The organism is Amycolatopsis sp. NPDC050768 (genome assembly GCF_040654155.1).
In the GTDB taxonomy this organism is placed as follows: Bacteria; Actinomycetota; Actinomycetes; order Mycobacteriales; family Pseudonocardiaceae; genus Amycolatopsis.
In genome coordinates this window covers 1,129,840-1,145,490 of the sequence record NZ_JBFAHL010000001.1, presented here as the reverse complement: position 1 = coordinate 1,145,490, position 15,651 = coordinate 1,129,840, and the positions used below count along the sequence as shown (strand labels likewise).

The 15,651-nt window shown below is 69.5% G+C and carries 15 protein-coding genes; 7 read left to right on the top strand and 8 right to left on the bottom strand.

The window, feature by feature from the left end; translation table 11 throughout:
* Positions 1-132: 132 nt before the first annotated feature.
* Complete coding sequence (tenA, locus tag AB0H62_RS05865) at positions 133-762, bottom strand: thiaminase II (RefSeq protein WP_360584361.1); 630 nt, start codon at positions 760-762, stop codon at positions 133-135.
* Positions 763-928: 166 nt separating this feature from the next.
* Between tenA and AB0H62_RS05860 the strand changes: the two genes are divergently transcribed.
* Entirely contained in the window at positions 929-1,570 is a 642-nt protein-coding gene (locus AB0H62_RS05860; RefSeq protein ID WP_360584359.1) for a DUF4232 domain-containing protein, read from the top strand.
* 4 nt (positions 1,571-1,574) lie between these two features.
* On the opposite strand, the gene AB0H62_RS05855 is transcribed toward AB0H62_RS05860, so the two are convergent.
* The 3 genes from AB0H62_RS05855 to AB0H62_RS05845 form a co-directional block, all read right to left on the bottom strand.
* Positions 1,575-2,060, bottom strand: a complete 486-nt coding sequence (locus tag AB0H62_RS05855) for a hypothetical protein (protein ID WP_360584357.1) — start codon at positions 2,058-2,060, stop codon at positions 1,575-1,577.
* 127 nt (positions 2,061-2,187) lie between these two features.
* Entirely contained in the window at positions 2,188-2,538 is a 351-nt protein-coding gene (locus AB0H62_RS05850) for a metallopeptidase family protein (RefSeq protein WP_220245580.1), read from the bottom strand.
* Position 2,539: 1 nt separating this feature from the next.
* The gene (locus AB0H62_RS05845) at positions 2,540-3,544 is read right to left on the bottom strand and encodes a septum formation family protein (protein ID WP_220245581.1); all 1,005 of its coding nucleotides are present in this window, start codon (positions 3,542-3,544) and stop codon (positions 2,540-2,542) included.
* Positions 3,545-3,710: 166 nt separating this feature from the next.
* Between AB0H62_RS05845 and AB0H62_RS05840 the strand changes: the two genes are divergently transcribed.
* From AB0H62_RS05840 to AB0H62_RS05825, 4 genes are read left to right on the top strand one after another with little or no spacing between them, the layout of a single operon-like run.
* Positions 3,711-4,271 carry a hypothetical protein gene (locus AB0H62_RS05840; RefSeq protein ID WP_220247284.1) on the top strand — a complete coding sequence of 187 codons (561 nt, stop codon included), beginning with the start codon at positions 3,711-3,713 and terminating at the stop codon, positions 4,269-4,271.
* On the top strand, positions 4,272-5,438 hold the full coding sequence (locus AB0H62_RS05835; protein ID WP_220245582.1) for a glutathionylspermidine synthase family protein: 1,167 nt from the start codon (positions 4,272-4,274) through the stop codon (positions 5,436-5,438).
* 55 nt (positions 5,439-5,493) lie between these two features.
* Complete coding sequence (locus AB0H62_RS05830) at positions 5,494-5,946, top strand: DUF350 domain-containing protein (protein ID WP_220245583.1); 453 nt, start codon at positions 5,494-5,496, stop codon at positions 5,944-5,946.
* A 38-nt stretch (positions 5,947-5,984) separates the two neighbouring features.
* Positions 5,985-6,890, top strand: a complete 906-nt coding sequence (locus AB0H62_RS05825; protein ID WP_360584354.1) for a haloalkane dehalogenase — start codon at positions 5,985-5,987, stop codon at positions 6,888-6,890.
* 121 nt (positions 6,891-7,011) lie between these two features.
* On the opposite strand, the gene AB0H62_RS05820 is transcribed toward AB0H62_RS05825, so the two are convergent.
* Complete coding sequence (locus tag AB0H62_RS05820) at positions 7,012-8,304, bottom strand: aminotransferase class III-fold pyridoxal phosphate-dependent enzyme (RefSeq protein ID WP_360584677.1); 1,293 nt, start codon at positions 8,302-8,304, stop codon at positions 7,012-7,014.
* 179 nt (positions 8,305-8,483) lie between these two features.
* Here AB0H62_RS05820 and serS point away from each other — a divergent pair, with 179 nt between their 5' ends.
* Both serS and AB0H62_RS05810 read left to right on the top strand, forming a co-directional pair.
* Positions 8,484-9,755 (top strand): serine--tRNA ligase, encoded by a 1,272-nt coding sequence (serS, locus tag AB0H62_RS05815; RefSeq protein WP_220245585.1) that lies wholly within the window; start codon positions 8,484-8,486, stop codon positions 9,753-9,755.
* A gap of 114 nt (positions 9,756-9,869) precedes the next feature.
* Positions 9,870-10,877 carry a DUF3558 family protein gene (locus tag AB0H62_RS05810; RefSeq protein WP_360584352.1) on the top strand — a complete coding sequence of 336 codons (1,008 nt, stop codon included), beginning with the start codon at positions 9,870-9,872 and terminating at the stop codon, positions 10,875-10,877.
* Between the two features lie 22 nt (positions 10,878-10,899).
* On the opposite strand, the gene AB0H62_RS05805 is transcribed toward AB0H62_RS05810, so the two are convergent.
* From AB0H62_RS05805 to AB0H62_RS05795, 3 genes are all read right to left on the bottom strand, one after another.
* Positions 10,900-12,588 (bottom strand): hypothetical protein, encoded by a 1,689-nt coding sequence (locus AB0H62_RS05805; RefSeq protein WP_360584350.1) that lies wholly within the window; start codon positions 12,586-12,588, stop codon positions 10,900-10,902.
* 110 nt (positions 12,589-12,698) lie between these two features.
* Positions 12,699-13,883 carry an L-2-hydroxyglutarate oxidase gene (lhgO, locus tag AB0H62_RS05800; protein WP_360584348.1) on the bottom strand — a complete coding sequence of 395 codons (1,185 nt, stop codon included), beginning with the start codon at positions 13,881-13,883 and terminating at the stop codon, positions 12,699-12,701.
* Positions 13,884-14,020: 137 nt separating this feature from the next.
* Complete coding sequence (locus AB0H62_RS05795) at positions 14,021-15,550, bottom strand: MFS transporter (protein WP_220245589.1); 1,530 nt, start codon at positions 15,548-15,550, stop codon at positions 14,021-14,023.
* Positions 15,551-15,651 lie beyond the last annotated feature (101 nt).

Sequence of the window (15,651 nt, the reverse complement as noted above, 5' to 3'; positions counted from 1 at the left end):
ATCAGCCACCAGCGCGAGATCGCGCCGGTTTCTGGACTGAGCGATGTGATCGGCCCCTTGGGCCGATCACATCGGGAGGGAAGAAATCGGCTCAAAGCGATCTTGCGCGTCTCGGCGGAGCCGAGACCAAAATTACCGCATTGCGGCAGTGGGCCAGCCTTCCTGGCGGTACGCGCTGTCCCAGAACATCCACTCGTACTCACACGCCCGGGTGAAAGCGGCGAGCATTTTTTCGCGCGTCGCCTCACCCGCGGCGTCGGCGGCGCGGTCGAGGGCGTCGCGGCCCGTGCGGACGGTCGCTTCGAACTCGTCGCCCGCGTAGGTGTCGATCCACGGCCGGTACGGATTGTCGGTTTCGGGCGTCTGCCGCGTGAGGATTCCGGCGCCCACGCTCTGGTACACCCAGAAGCACGGCAGCAGCGCCGCGAGGAGCTCGCCGTAGCTGCCCGTGTGGGCCGTGGCCAGCAGGAACGACGAGTACGCGACGCACGTCGGCGACGTCTCGATGTCGGCCAGATCGATCTCCGAAAGCCGGAACCACTTGAAGTAACTCTCGTGCATCTCGCGCTCGATCACGATGGCTTCGCGCGCCGCTCCGGCCAGGAAGGCGACGTCGTCGACCTCCGGCGCCTTGGCCGCCGCGGCGGCCAGCGCGCGGCCGAAGCCGACGAGGTACCGCGCGTCCTGGACCAGGTAGAACTGGAATCGCTCGCGCGACAAAGTGCCGGTCGCGAGCTCTTCGTTGAACGGGTGGACCGACATGGCGTGTTGTAGTTTCACCGTGTGTTGCCATGCCTGGTGAGAAAAGCCCGTCATGATCGCCTTCCGTCTGGTGAAGAGTTCACGATGCCGGCGCAACCCGGTGCGGAGGTCGCACGTCCACTGAACGGTGGTTACCCAGCACGGGGAGGCAACTGAGATGGTAAGCATGACAAAACCACGAATTCCCTTGGTCTTTCTTGCTGCGCTGGGCGCGTCCGGCGCCCTGCTGCTGTCGGCTTGTGGTAGCGGAACCACGCCGACCGCGAGCAACACGCCCAGTTCGGACACTTCGGCCAGCACTTCCGACACGTCGCCGGCGCCCACCGCCAGCTCGTCGGAGTCCTCTTCGGACAGCCCGCCGGCGACCGGCCAGCCGGTGAACAACGGCCTCTGCAAGGCCGGCGACGTCACGCTTTCGCTCGGGCAGGGCGACGCGGGCGCGGGCTCGGTCTACCGGCCGATCCTGATCAAGAACTCCAGCAGCAAGGCCTGCACGATCCAGGGCTTCCCCGGCGTCTCCTACGTGGCCGGCGACGACGGGCACCAGGTCGGCGATGCCGCGTTCCGCGAGGGGACGAAGGGCGACGCCATCAAGCTGCAGCCGGGCCAGTCGGCTGCAGCGGACGTGCAGTTCGCGCAGGCGGCGAACTTCGACCCGGCGGTGTGCAAGCCGACGTCGGTGAAGGGCCTGCGCGTGTACCTGCCGCAGGAGACGGCGTCGAAGTTCCTGCCCGACCCGGGCACGGGCTGCGCCGGCGGCAAGCTGCCGGGCTTCCAGCTCGCGGTGAAGACGGTGCGGCGGGCTTGAGGTTTTAGCCCCTGGCGCAGAGTTGTTGGACGCGGATGATGTCGTCCTGTCCGGATTGGCTGTCGAAGCGGCCGGACAGGACCATTCCGTTGACGCCGGCAAGGCTCTGCGCCAGGGGTTGGTATTGGCCGTCGAAGGCGGCTGCGGCCTGGGCCAGCTCGTAGGCCGCGGCGATGCGGTGGGCCGCGTCGTCGGCCAGGCGGGTGAAGGCGGTGGGGTCGTAGCCGCCCGTCGTGTCGGGGAGGTGGCCGGCGCGGTTGAAGGCGTCGCAGGCGGCTGCCGCGTCGACGTTCGCACCGCCGCGTTGGCTGGAGAGGCCCCAGAGGAGGCCGGTGATCAGGATTCCGATGGCGAATCCTGCGGCGGCGGCCAGGACCAGGGGTCTTCGGGATTTTTCGGCCGGGGCCGGGTTGTCGGCGGTGTCGGTCGTGTCGGCGGCTGGGTTTTGCCGGTCGTCGTCCGGTAGGGGCGGGGTGTCGAGAGCAGTCATTCACGTCCTCCCGGCGGCCGGGTGATGTGCTATTTCAGCACCAAAACCGCCGGTGGGCACTGCTCTCGATGGAGTAGTTCGGGTGTTGAAGCTGATTCGTCATCTGGCGTCGCCGGCAAGCGTGCGCTCAGCCCCAGCCGAGTTCGTGGAGGCGGTCGTCGTCGAGGCCGAAGTGGTGGCCCAGTTCGTGCATGACGGTGATGAGGACCTGCTCGACGACCTCGGCCTCCGTGGAGCACATCCACAGGATGGGGCGGCGGTAGATGGAGATGCGGTCGGGCAGGACGCCGCCGTAGTTCGTGGTGCGGCGGGTGAGGGCGACGCCGTGGTAGAGCCCCAGGATCGTGGGGGACTCGTCGTTGAACTCTTCGACCAGGACGACGACGTTGTCCATCGCGTCGGCGAACTTGGGTGGGACCTGGTCCAAAGCCTCGGACACGAGCTCCTCGAAGCGCGCACGGGTCATCTCCACCGGCATGTCAGCGGGACCCGGTGGTGCTGGGTGGGGAGCTGCTCTGGCCGCCGCCGTTGTCGGCGGGTGGGCCGGCGGCGTCGGGCTGGCCGGCGTTGTCCTTGACGCTGCCGGTGACGGCCACGAAGCCGCTGCCGTCGCCGAGGGTGGCGGCGACCTTGCAGTTGACCTTGGTGGAGCCGGCGTCCCAGCTTTCCTGCTCGCGCAGGTCCCAGCCGAGGATGAGTTTCTTGGCGCTGAGGTCGGCCTTGCCGGTGTAGTCGTCGGCGGCCTTGTTGCACTCAGTGTCGAGCCACTTGTTCTGCTTGTCCTGGTCCGGGTAGCCGTCCTTGAACTGCGTGGCCAGGTCGAGCGTCGCGATGATCTCGTACGAGTGGGGGCGACCGCAGTCGATCGGGTCGCCGACGCCCTTGCCCGCCAGCGCCAGGCAGGTGCCAGGCGCCCACACGGCCGACTGGTCCTGCGTCTTCGCCTGGCCGGTGGTGGGCTGCAGGCCGCCGCCGGGGCCGGCCCACTGGAGGCCGCAGCGGAGCTGGCGGTCGCCGTCGGCCCACTGGTCGGCGCTGGGGCGCAGCAGGTTGGTGGTGAGCTTTCCGTACGGGTCGAGCGCGTGCCCGAGGTACGGCGTCACGTCGGCGTTGCACTTCGTCTGCGCGATCTGCTGCCACTGGTCGAGGTTCGGGAACGGCGCCTCGGCGTTGTACTGCGCGCCGATGTCGGCCAGGCCCGTCACCTCGAACAGGTGCGACTGGGTGCAGGGGACCTTGCGCACGTCGGACGCGTCCGGTGCGTTCCAGGTCAGGCAGCTGCCCGGGGGTGACTGGAACGCTTCCTGGGCCGCGGCCGACAGCTTGCCCTCACCGCCACCGGCCCCTCCCGCGAAGGAGTCCGTCCACGAGAACGCGACCGACAGCCCCAGTGCGATCACGGCGCCCAGGAACACCCCGGTCATCACCACGCGGGTGGTCAGGGTCTGCAGGGGCGAGCGGAACCGCTCGGCGTCGGGAGACATCGATACCCATGATGCCCGCGCCGCACGAGCCGTGCGCGTCCCGGGTCGTTAGTGTGGGAAGAGACTTCGCGGTGCGGGGGATTACGGAGCGCAGATGACGCAGGACGACAGCAACGGGGCCCAGCCACCCCAAGAGCCGCCAACGGAGCCGACCCAGCGCGGCTCGATGCGGTTCCAGAACGAGGGCACGACGCCGAAGGAGCCCTCGCTCGCCGAGCAGCGGGCTCGCCGGCAGGCGATCGCCGACCAGGAACGCCAGGAGGCCGAGGCCGCCGAGGCCGCGCGCAAGGCCGACCAGAAGGCCGCGACCAAGCGCAAGATCCTCATCGGCAGCGGCGTGACCGTGGGCCTGGCCGGGCTCGTGGCGACGTTCTACACGGTCGCGAAGCCGACCAACGAGACCGCCGTGTGCACGGACGCCAACGGCGTGATCCAGAACGACCAGTTCTGCGACGAGAGCTACGTCACCAGCCAGCACGGCTACCAGAGCGGCGGTTTCTGGATCATCCCGCTCGTGGGCGGTGGCTTCAACAGCTACCGCTACAACTACGGCGGCACCGGCACCGTCGGGCAGCGGGTGGCCGGCGGCACCTTCACCGCGCCGTCCGGGAACACGAACGTTTCGACGAAGTCGGGCAAATCGGTGCAACGCGGCGGTTTCGGCATCAGTGGCAAGACGGGCACGTCCGGCGGCACGGGCGGCACCGGCAAGAGCGGGGGCTCGTAGGTGTACCGGGACAGGTCCGAGCCGCGGCGCGACTGGCAGCGGATCGTCGAGGAGCAGGGCCTCGTCTACGGCACCCCGGCACGAGACGGCGCCGGCAAGGCGCGCCCGTACTGGGACGAGTCCGTGCATTACGTCTTCGACATGGACGAGGTCCTCTCGCTCGAAGCCGACGTCGAGCTGCTGCACTCCATGTGCCTGGAGGCCGTGGACAACGTCGTCACCACCGAGGGCTATCGGCGGTTCGGCATCCCGGAGTGGGTCTGGCCGCACATCGCCGAGTCGTGGAAGCGGCAGGACCCGCACGTCTACGGTCGCTTCGACCTGCGCTACGACGGCAAGTCGCCGGCCAAGCTGCTGGAGTACAACGCGGACACGCCCACCACGCTGCTCGAGGCGTCGGTGCTGCAGTGGCACTGGAAGACGACCGTCTTCGAGAACGACGACCAGTGGAACTCCATCCACGAGAAGCTCGTCGAGCGCTGGCGCGAGATCGGCGACAAGCTGCCGTCGAACGAGCTGCATTTCACGTGGTCCTCGGCCGATCCCTCCGGTGAAGACCACGTGACCACCGCATACCTGCAGGAGACGGCCGCGGAGGCCGGGCTCGACACCGTGGGGCTCTCGATCGAGGAGATCGGCTGGGACCCGGTGCTCAAGCGGTTCGTGGACCTCGAAGAGGCCCAGATGTCCACGGTCGTGAAGCTCTACCCGTGGGAGTGGGTGGTCGACGAGGAGTTCGGCCGCTTCGCCGTGGAGACGATGCCGCGCACGCTGTGGGTCGAGCCGCTGTGGAAGATGCTGCTCTCGAACAAGGCGCTGCTGGCCGTGCTGTGGGAGAACTACCCCGGGCACCCGAACCTGCTGCCCGCGTTCACCGACGACCCGGGCCTGCTCACGGAGTACGTGCGCAAGCCGAAGCTGGGCCGTGAGGGCGCCAACGTGCAGATCGTGGCCACCGGCTACGAGACGCAGACCGACGGCGTCTACGGCGCCGAGGGCTACGTCTACCAGGCGTTCGACCCGCTGCCCGAGTTCGACGGCTTCCGGCCGGCGCTCGGCGCGTGGATCGTCGGGGACTCGTCCGCGGGGCTGGGGATCCGCGAGACGAGCGGGCTGGTCACCGACGACGGTGCCGCGTTCGTCCCGCACCGCATCCCCGAGTCGTGATACAACCTCCCCGCCTGATCTGCACGGTTAGCTCTGATCGTTCTGGGAGACCCCTGTGACCACGACCCTTGCGCTGTCCGACACGTTCGGCTCCGACCTCCTGCGCGGGATGGGCGCGATCCTGTTGTACGGCGTCGTCGGCCTGCTGCTGATGTTCGCCGGCTTCTGGGCGATCGACTGGACGACCCCGGGCAAGCTCTCGCAGCTCGTGCACCGCGGGCTGCCCAACGCGGTGATCGTGACCGCGTCCGGGCTGCTGTCGATGGCGTTCATCGTGGTCGTCGCGATCTTCAACTCGGCGAACGACCTCACCGAGGGCCTGATCACGTCGCTGGTCTACGGCCTGCTCGGCATCATCGTGCAGGTGATCGCCGTGCGGCTGCTCGAGTGGGCCACCCGCATCGACGTCGGCTCCACGATCGAGAGCGAGAAGTTCGCGCCGGCGAGCATCGTCGTTGCCGCCGCGCACCTCGCGCTGGGCCTCGTGGTGGCGGTCGGTATTTCCTGAGTACTGCTTTGCGGTCCGGTTCCCACTAGCGTGGAACCGTGCGACTGCTCAGGACGCCGGAAGACCGGTTCGCGGACCTGCCCGAGTTCCCCTACGAGCCGCAGTACGCGGAGCTCGCCGATCCCGACGGTGGCCTGATCAGAGTCGGGTACGTCGAGGCCGGCCCGGCCGACGGACCGCCCGTGCTGCTCCTGCACGGCGAGCCCAGCTGGTCGTATCTGTACCGCAAGATGCTGCCGGTTCTCGCCTCCGCTGGCCTGCGTGCGATCGCGCCGGACCTCGTCGGATTCGGCCGCTCGGACAAACCGGGCGACATCGTGGACCACACGTATGCGCGGCACGTGTCGTGGATGCGGGGGTTCGCCTTCGACGCGTTGGACTTGCGTGACGTGACCCTGGTCGGCCAGGACTGGGGCGGGCTGATCGGGCTGCGGCTGGTGGCGGAGAACGCCTCGCGGTTCGCCGGGGTTGTCGCGGCGAACACCGGGCTGCCGACGGGTGATCAGGACATGCCTGAGGTGTGGCACCAGTTCCGATCGGCGGTGGAGAACGCGCAGGTGCTGGACATCGCGCGGTTCATCCAGTCGGGGTGCCGGTCTGTGTTGTCCGATTCGGTCCGCGCGGCGTACGACGCGCCGTTCCCGAACGAGATGTACAAGGCCGGGCCGCGGGCTATGCCGGGCTTGGTGCCGTATCGGCCGGACAACCCGGCTTCGGACGCGAACCGGGCGGCTTGGAAGACGTTGACGGCGCTGGATTTGCCGTTCCTGGTCGCGTTCTCCGACGGCGACCCCATCACGGGGGCGATGGGGCCGATCCTGCAGCGGACGATGCCGGGGGCTGCTGGTCGAACGCATCCGGTGATCGCGGGGGCGGGGCATTTTCTGCAGGAAGACGCGGGTGAGGAGTTGGCGGAGCAGGTGGCGCGGTTCGTGCGCGGCTGAGCAGAGGATCTGAGCAGCCCCCGTTTTCCACGCTACCGGCGAGGGACGACCGTTTCGGGTGTGAGCACCGGGAAAGCGGGCAGGTTGTCCACAGCCTGCCCGCTTGTCCACAGCCCGTGTGTCAGGAGACTGCGGCGTGGGCGGCCGCCAGGGCGTCCACCAGGATGGCCAACCCTTCCTGAGCCTCGGCTTCCGTCAGGGTCATCGGCGGACCCAGGCGGAGGACGTTGTTGTGCAGCCCGCCCTTGCCGATGAGGAGGCCGCGGGCGCGGGTTTCCTCCAGCATCTGCTTGGCGGCCGCCGGGTGCGGGGTCGTGGTGCCGGGCTCGACGAGTTCGATGCCGACCATCAGGCCCTTGCCGCGGACCTCGCCGATCAGGGGATTCTCAACGGCGCGCAGGCCGGACAAGAGCTGCGAACCCCGGGCCGCGCAGTTGGCCTGCAGGTCGTGGTCCTTGATGTAGTCCAGCACCGCGGTCGCGCCGGCCATGGCGACGGGGTTGCCGCCGAAGGTCGAGATGGACTGGGCGTTGATGGCGTCCACCACGTCGCCGCGGCCGACGACGCCGCCGATGGCCAGGCCGTTGCCCAGGCCCTTCGCGAAGGTCATGAGGTCGGGCACGACGTCGTGGGACTGGATGCCCCAGAAGTGCGAGCCCGTGCGGCCCCAGCCGGTCTGGACCTCGTCGGAGACGAACAGGATCCCGTACGAATCCAGCACCTCCTTCATGGCCTTGAACAGCCCGTCCGGCGGGAGCGAGAAGCCGCCGACGCCCTGGATCGGCTCGGCGACCAGGCAGGCGACGTCGCCGGAGGTGGCGGTTTCGAGGATGTCGACGAGGTCGGCCACGCAGGCGTCGATGTAGGCCGCGTCGGACAGGTCGCGGAACGGGCTGCGGTAGCGGTAGCCGCCGTGCACGTAGTTGACCTTCACCGGCGAAAGCGACGAAGCGGACCAGCCGCGGTTGCCCGTGATGGCGATCGTGCCGAAGGAACGGCCGTGGTACGAGTTGCGCATCGCCAGGACCTGGTTGCTGCCGCGGTACTGCGTGGCGAGCATCAGCGCGGTGTCGTTGGCTTCGCTGCCGGAGTTGGTGAAGAAGACCTTCGCGTCCGGGATGCCGGACAGCGCGGCGATCCGCTCGGCGAGCTCCACCTGCGAACGGATCAGGTACAGCGTGGAGGTGTGCAGCACGCCGGTGTCGAGCTGCTTGCGCACGGCGTCGCTGATCTCGGCGACGTCGTAGCCCATCGAGTTGGTGAGCACGCCGGCGAAGAAGTCGAGGTAGGTGCGGCCGTTGGAGTCGGTGACGCGCCGGTCCTGCGCGTGGACGATCTCGATCGGCTCGTCGTAGAACAGCGCCATCCAGGACGGCAACACCGCTCGGTGCCGGGCGAGCAGCTCGTCGGTCATGTCGTTCTCCATCCGTCTCGGCCTCCTCGGAGTATGGGCAGCGCCGGAAACGGGCGACAACGATCAGACTGCTCCGTCCTCGGACGAGGGCCGCACAGTTTGTCCGTGGACGACCAAGGGGCCGCGCAATCCCCAAACCGCTTCGAGGGACCTGCTGGCCTGCGACTACCCTTTCTTCCGTGATTGACCCCAGGACTCTGCGCGAAGACCCGGAAGCCGTGCGCGCGTCGCAGCGTGCCCGTGGTGAGGACGAAGGAGTGGTCGACAAGCTGCTCGGCTTCGACTCCCGCCGCCGCTCCGCGATCGCCAACGCCGACAAGCTGCGGGCCGAGCAGAAGTCCGTGAGCAAGCTCGTCCCGAAGGCCGCTCCCGACGAGAAGGCTTCGTTGCTCACACGCGCCAAGGACCTGTCCGCCCAGGTCAAGGCCGCCGAGGTCGAGCAGACGGAGGCGTCGGAGGAGTTCGACCAGCTCTTCCGAACCGTGCCGAACCTGGTGCACCCCGACGCGCCGGTCGGCGGCGAAGACGACTTCACCGTGCTCAAGACCGTCGGCGAGCCCACGAAGTTCGACTTCGAGCCGCGTGACCACCTGGACCTCATGGAGGGCCTCGGCGCCGTCGACATGGAGCGCGGCGCGAAGGTGTCGGGCTCGCGGTTCTACTTCCTCAGCGGCGTCGGCGCGCAGCTGCAGCTCGGGCTGCTCAACATGGCCATCGCGCAGGCGCTGGAAAACGGCTTCACGCCGATGATCACGCCGTCGCTCGTGCGCCCGGAGATCATGGCCGGTACCGGTTTCCTCGGCGCCCACGCGTCGGAGGTCTACCGCCTGCGCGACGACGACCTGTACCTCGTCGGCACCTCCGAGGTCCCGCTGGCGGGCTTCCACGCCGACGAGATCCTCGAACTCGGCGACGGCGCGCGCCGCTACGCCGGCTGGTCTTCGTGCTACCGCCGCGAGGCCGGCTCGTACGGCAAGGACACCCGCGGCATCATCCGCGTGCACCAGTTCGACAAGGTCGAGATGTTCGTCTACACGACGCCCGCCGAGGCCGAGGCAGAACACCAGCGCCTGCTCGGCTGGGAAGAGCAGATGCTCGCCAAGATCGAGGTGCCCTACCGCGTCATCGACACGGCCACCGGCGACCTCGGCACGTCCGCCCACCGCAAGTTCGACTGCGAGGCCTGGGTGCCCACGCAGGAGACCTACCGCGAGCTGACGTCCACGTCCAACTGCACCACCTTCCAGGCCCGCCGCCTGTCCGTGCGCTACCGCGGCCCCAACGGCAAGCCCCAGATCGCCGCCACCCTCAACGGCACGCTGGCCACCACGCGCTGGATCGTCGCGATCATGGAGAACCACCAGCAGTCCGACGGCTCGGTGCGCGTCCCGGAGGCCCTGCGCCCCTTCGTCGGCGGGCGTGAGGTGCTGGAGCCGAAGAAGAAGCGCTGATCGGCGGTTTTACGCGGCCGGGGCCCTGCGGGGTCCCGGCCGTCGTCGTTTCCGTGGATAGCCGGTGCCACCCCGGTGTGCCCGCTAGGGTTCGGGCGCGAGGAGGAGACGTCGATGGGGTTCAGGGGAGTGCGGGCGGCCGTGGCCGTGGCCGGTGTGGCCGTGGTGGTGGCCGGGTGCACGGTGCGGGTCGGGGGCGCCGCGGCGCCGGTGCCCGGGCAGGGGCCCGTGCAGCAGGTCGTGGACGCGTGTTCGCTGGTCGGCCGGCAGCAGGCCGATGCGCTCGGCTATCGCGCGCCCGGCAAGGGGCAGGCGGCGAGCGAGAAGCTGCGCACGCCGGCGATGTGCCTGTGGAACAGCAAGGACGACAGTGCGGCGCTGACCATCCTCACCGTCGGCTGGTCGGTGGACCAGTCGCTGGACGACTACTTGCAGGGCGCCGTCGTCAAGGCCCCGCCCTTCTCCGATGGCGGGTTCCAGTGGACGCGCTACGGCTCGTTCATCCCCGGCAGTTGCGACCTCTACACCACGCTCGGCCCGAAGTCCTACGCGTTCGTGAGCGTGTCCAACCCGGACGAGACCAAGGCGTGCGACGCGGCGAAGCAGGCGGTGCCGCAGGTCGCCGCGCACCTGCCGGGTGGGCAGCCCGCGCCGCAGATCACGCCGACTGCGCCGAGCAGTGCGGCGCCGCCGAGTGGGCCGCTCGTGGGCCTGGACCCGTGCACGCTGCTGAAGCCCGACCAAGCCGCGTCGCTGCACGTGGCGCCGCAGGGTGAGAAGCAGAACTCCAGCGTCGTGCCCAACGCGGTGTTCTGCCTGTGGGACGACACCGACGGCGACCGCGGCCAGAAGGCCTTCGAGGTCTGGCTCGGCCCCGACCTGCCGATGACGCAGTGGCCCGGCATGGACGTGCCGCCGGTCTCGACCATCGACGCCGACGGTCACCACTGGTCGATCTTCGCCAACTTCAACGACTCCGGCGGCGTCAACTGCGGCGCCGGCCTGGCCGTCACGCCGACGTCGTCGATCCAGATCGTGTCCGGTTACCTCGACGACCCCTCGAAGGCGTGCGACGCCGTCAAGGCGGGAGTTCCCCTGGTTTCGGGGAACCTCCCGACCTGAAAGTCCTGAGTGGACTGTCGCGTCAGGACACGCCGGCGGGGCGTCGCGGCCCGGCCGGGGCGGTGCGCGCCACCGGGATGTTGCGTGACGCGGGGCGGGCCGGCCGCTGGGGCGACGGGGCGCGGCGCGTCGGCTCCGAGGCGTTGGTGTCGGCGGGTGCCACCTCGATGTTCACCGCCACTTCGTCGCCGCCGATCTCACGGGTGATCCAGGCGCCGGACTCGACCATCACGCCCAGGGTCTTCACGTCGAGCGAGTTGATGCGCGAGCGGTACCAAGCGTCGTCGGCCAGCGTGCCCATGCGGCCCTCCAGCCGGGACTTCACGGCGAGGAGCCGCTTGTACAGCGTGTCGGCCAGCGCCTGGCGGTCTTCCTTGCTGGTGAGGCCGGCGCGGATGCGGTCCTCGATGCCGCGCGGCAGGCCGTTCTCGTCGGGAATCAGCATCGTGGTCCAGGCGCGCGACTTCTCGCGGTACTGCAGCTGCTGCATCAGGCCCTCGTGCGGCGCGAAGTCGGCGGCGCGGAACGCTCGCCCGGCCCAGCGGGACGCGAGGTTCGCGGCGAGCGACTGCACGCTCTTCACTCCGGTGTTGAGGCCGCGGCCCGGCCAGAAGTGCAGTGAGTTGGCGGCGTCGCCGAGCAGGAACGCGTACGTGGACGGCGCGAGCTGCGCAGTGAACTTCGGGTTCTGCTGCATGCCCAGCTTGAACGACGTGATGCCCACGATGTCGGCCATCGTCGCACCGAAGAACTTGACGCCGTCGGCGATGCGCGGCCACAGGAACGACAGCTTGTCCACCGAGGGCTTGAACACCGAGCGGTGGCGGTCGCACACGAACTTGTCGCCGTCCGGGCGCATGGTGCAGCCGAACTTGCCGATGCACGGAACCGGGCCGTTTTCGCCGTAGGCCAAGACTTCCGAGGCCTCCTCGGCGGTGAGGCGCATGTTGATGAAGCCGCCGCCGAGGGAGTTGAACAGGAAGCGGTTCTGGCACACCGTGAGCGGCACGGTGTGCTCGTCGGGCACCTTGCCCTTGATGCGGATGCCGAGCACGGTCTCGTCGAGCGGCGTGCCGCCCACGGAGTAGAGGTCGCGGCTCGACGGGCCGAACGCCTCCTTGAGGTCCTCCCGCGTCTTCGAGCGGGCGCCGTCGCAGATGGCGAGCACGTCGAGGCCGTCCCAGGACTTCGGCTGCGTGTACGGCTCGGGGATGAGCTCGATGCCGTAGAAGTCCTGCGCCATCTCCAGCAGGCAGTCTTCGATCCAGCGGACCTTGATGTTGCGCGGGCGGCCGCGGTGCGTGGGGGAGTCGGGGCCGAGCGGCCACATCTCCGAGTAGTTGCCGGCGGTGAACAGGCGGCGCCGCACGAGCATCGGCAGCTGGCCCCAGACGTTGCTCTGCAGCGTGACGACCTGCTCGCGGCGGTTGTTGCCCTCCGCCGTGCCCTGCCAGGCGATCCGGCCGTCGCGGCGCATCCAGCGGCGGTCGAACACGCGGATCTTGACCTTGTCGCCCAGCATCGAGCGCAGCGTGCACGCGAAGATCAGCCCGACCGGGCCACCGCCGGCCACGTCGACCCGCAGCGGCCGGGGCGCACCAGGGCGAGCAACCGCCTGAACCACCCGGCCCAGGTTCGCCGGGTCCTGGCCGAGGTTCGGCTTCAGGAACGTCGTGGCCGGCTCACCGAAGTGCGAGGCGTTGTGGTTCATGGCTTCCGGGACCTCCAGCGTGATCTTCCGCGTGCGGCCAACACACGGAGCGAGGAGGCCGGACGGTTCACGGAAATTTCAAAAACTTTCCGCGGACGCGTTTGCGCTGGTTACGCCGCTACCTGGTCGGCGATGTGCTTCGCGATCTCCAGCGCGCTCGTCGCCGCGGGGCTCGGGGCGTTGAGCACGTGGACCTGGTCGCGGGCGGTCTCGATGAGGAAGTCGTCCACGAGCGAGCCGTCCGCGCGCAGCGCCTGGGCCCGCACGCCGGAGCCGTGACGGACGATGTCGTCCTCCGTCACGGCGGGCACGAGCCGGGCGAGGCTCGCGGCGAAGCGCTTCTTCGAGAACGAGCGCAGCACCTCTTCCAGGCCCGTCGGGAACGCGTACTTGCGCGCCAGCCGCCACGCGCCGGGGAAGCGGGCGACGTCGGCGAGGTCCTTCACGGACACGTCGGCCCAGCGGTAGCCCTCGCGGCGCAGCGCGAGCACGGCGTTGGGGCCGGCGTGCACGCTGCCGTCGAGCATGCGGGTGAGGTGCACGCCGAGGAACGGCAGCGTCGGGTCGGGCACGGGGTAGATCAGGCCGCGCACGAGGTGGCGGCGCTCGGGCTTGAGCTCGTAGTACTCGCCCCGGAAGGGCACGATGCGCGCGCTCGGCGTGACGCCGGCCAGCTCGGCCACGCGGTCGGACTGCAGGCCGGCGCAGTTCACGAGCGCGTCGGCGTGGATGACCTCCGTGCCGGTGGCGACCTCCACGCCACCGTGGGCGCCGGGGCGGATGCCGACGACCTCGGTGTCGAGCCGCAGGTCCGCGTCGGCCTCGTCGAGCAGGCGCACGAGCGAAGCGCAGACGGCCGGGAAGTCGATGATGCCCGTCGACTCCACGCGCAGCGCCCCGACGCACGCCACCTCGGGCTCGTACTCGCGCGCCTCGGCGGCGGTGACCTTCTTGGCCGGCACGCCGTTGGCCTCGGCGCGCTCGGCGAGGGTGTTCAGGGCCGGCAGTTCCGACTCGCTCGTGGCCACCACGAGCTTCCCGCACACCTCCACGGGCACGCCGTACTGCCGCGCGAAGTCCACAATGGACCGATTGCCGGCCACGGACATCCGCGCCTTGAACGAGCCCGGTTTGTAGTAGAGGCCGGCGTGGACCACGTTGGAGTTGTGGCCCGTCTGGTGGGCCGCCCAGCGGCCCTCCTTCTCGAGCACCGTGACGTCCTGCCCCCGCCGCGACAGCTCCCACGCCACGGCCAGGCCGACGATTCCGCCACCGATCACCACCACGTTACGCACGGACAGAAAGGCTACGCGACCTCGGCGTCGGTTGCGTAGCCCAAGTGGTCTGAAATGCGGTTCTTCACGCATCAGGTGACCCATTGGCGAACTCCGGTCCGAAGTGGACTTCCGCCCACCCCGGACCGGGGTCGCGGTCACTCAGCCGGGTCTTCCAGTACCTTCGGCACCCCGCGCAGCGCGACCCACGCCACGCCCGCTACCAGCACCATCAGGCCCGCGGCGCCGAGCATCGTCACCTGCAGGCCGCCGATGAACGCGTGCTGCGCGGTGTGCAGCAGTTGCGCCCCGGGACCGGCCGGGAGCTGCGCAGACACCTCCGCGGCGCCGGCCAGCGTCTCCCGAGCCGGCTCCGGGACATCCGCGGGCAGGCCCTGGCGGTAGAGCGAGCCGAGCACGCTGCCGAGCACCGCGATGCCCAGCGCGCCGCCGAGCTCCGTGGCCGTCTCGGAGATGGCCGACGCGGCGCCCGCGCGGTGCTTCGGGACGACGCCGAGCACGGTGTCCGTCGCGACGGTGAGGATCAGCGCGAGACCGATGCCGAAGACCACCATCGTCACCACGAGGTACCCATACGCGGTGCCGACGTCCGTTCGGCTGTAGAGCGCGAACCCGATCGCCGAGGACAGGCAGCCGAGCGTGACCGTGCCGGCGCGGCCGAGCGACTTGATCAGCACGGCGCCGAGGGTGCCGCCGATCAGCGCGCCGCCCATGCCCGGCAGGCCCGCCAGCCCCGACTTCAGCGGCGACCACCCGTTGACGAGCTGGAAGTACTGCGTGGAGATCACGCTCACGGCCAGCTGCGCGAACATCGCGAGCACGGTGGTCACGACCGTCGCCGAGAAGGCGCGGTTGCGGAAGAGCCGCAAGTCCATCAGCGGCTCGGCCAGGCGCGGCTGGCGCAGCACGAACGCGAGCAGGCTGCCGACGCCGAGGATCGCCGCCGCGTAGACGTCCCAGTGGTTCAGACCCTCGTACGCGATCTCCTTGATGGTGTAGACCACGCCGAGGATGCCCACGAGCGACAGCGCGACACTGACTCCGTCCAGCCGCCCGGGCACGGGATTGCGCGACTCCGGCAGCACGAAGATGCCGACGGCGATCAGCACGACGACTACGGGCACGTTGATCAGGAACACCGAACCCCACCAGAAGTGGGACAGCAGCGCGCCGCCGATGAGCGGACCGAGGCCGAACCCGAGGATCGTCAGCCCGCTCGACACGCCGATCGCCGCCGTGCGCTCCTTGCCGGTGAAGGTGTTGCGCAGGATCGACAGCGTCGACGGCATCAGCGTCGCCGCGCTCGCCCCGAGCAGGATCCGCAGCACGATCAGCAGCTCGGCACTCGGCGCATATGCCGTGGCCACCGACACGAGCCCGAACACCGCCGCTCCGACGAGCAACAGCTTCTTGCGCCCGATCCGGTCGCCGATGTTGCCCGCCGTGATGAGCAGCCCGGCCAACGCGAACCCGTACCCGTCGGCGATCCAGAGCGCCTGCGTGGTGGTCGGCCGCAGCGACTCGGACAACGCCGGGATCGCCAGGTGGAGCACCGTCATGTCGACGGCCGTAAGGATCTGCACGAGCACGCAGACGCCGATGATGGCGGCTTTGCGCGCAGGCGTCAGCGTTCTGCCCGGACTGGTGGACGCTGCGGTGATGGTCATGGTGGGCCTCCGTGGTTCGCTCCGGGCCCTCACGCTGCCGGGCCCCGCTGACGGCCCACGCACGAACGACGCACGATGGCTGACAGTGCAGGTCAGCGGGG

Coding starts and splice junctions, on each gene's coding strand:
- tenA (WP_360584361.1), bottom strand. CDS start 762: ATGTCGGTCCACCCGTTCAACGAAGAGCTCGCGACCGGCACTTTGTCG.
- AB0H62_RS05860 (WP_360584359.1), top strand. CDS start 929: ATGACAAAACCACGAATTCCCTTGGTCTTTCTTGCTGCGCTGGGCGCG.
- AB0H62_RS05855 (WP_360584357.1), bottom strand. CDS start 2,060: ATGACTGCTCTCGACACCCCGCCCCTACCGGACGACGACCGGCAAAAC.
- AB0H62_RS05850 (WP_220245580.1), bottom strand. CDS start 2,538: ATGCCGGTGGAGATGACCCGTGCGCGCTTCGAGGAGCTCGTGTCCGAG.
- AB0H62_RS05845 (WP_220245581.1), bottom strand. CDS start 3,544: ATGTCTCCCGACGCCGAGCGGTTCCGCTCGCCCCTGCAGACCCTGACC.
- AB0H62_RS05840 (WP_220247284.1), top strand. CDS start 3,711: ATGCGGTTCCAGAACGAGGGCACGACGCCGAAGGAGCCCTCGCTCGCC.
- AB0H62_RS05820 (WP_360584677.1), bottom strand. CDS start 8,304: ATGACCGACGAGCTGCTCGCCCGGCACCGAGCGGTGTTGCCGTCCTGG.
- AB0H62_RS05810 (WP_360584352.1), top strand. CDS start 9,870: ATGGGGTTCAGGGGAGTGCGGGCGGCCGTGGCCGTGGCCGGTGTGGCC.
- AB0H62_RS05805 (WP_360584350.1), bottom strand. CDS start 12,588: ATGAACCACAACGCCTCGCACTTCGGTGAGCCGGCCACGACGTTCCTG.
- AB0H62_RS05795 (WP_220245589.1), bottom strand. CDS start 15,550: ATGACCATCACCGCAGCGTCCACCAGTCCGGGCAGAACGCTGACGCCT.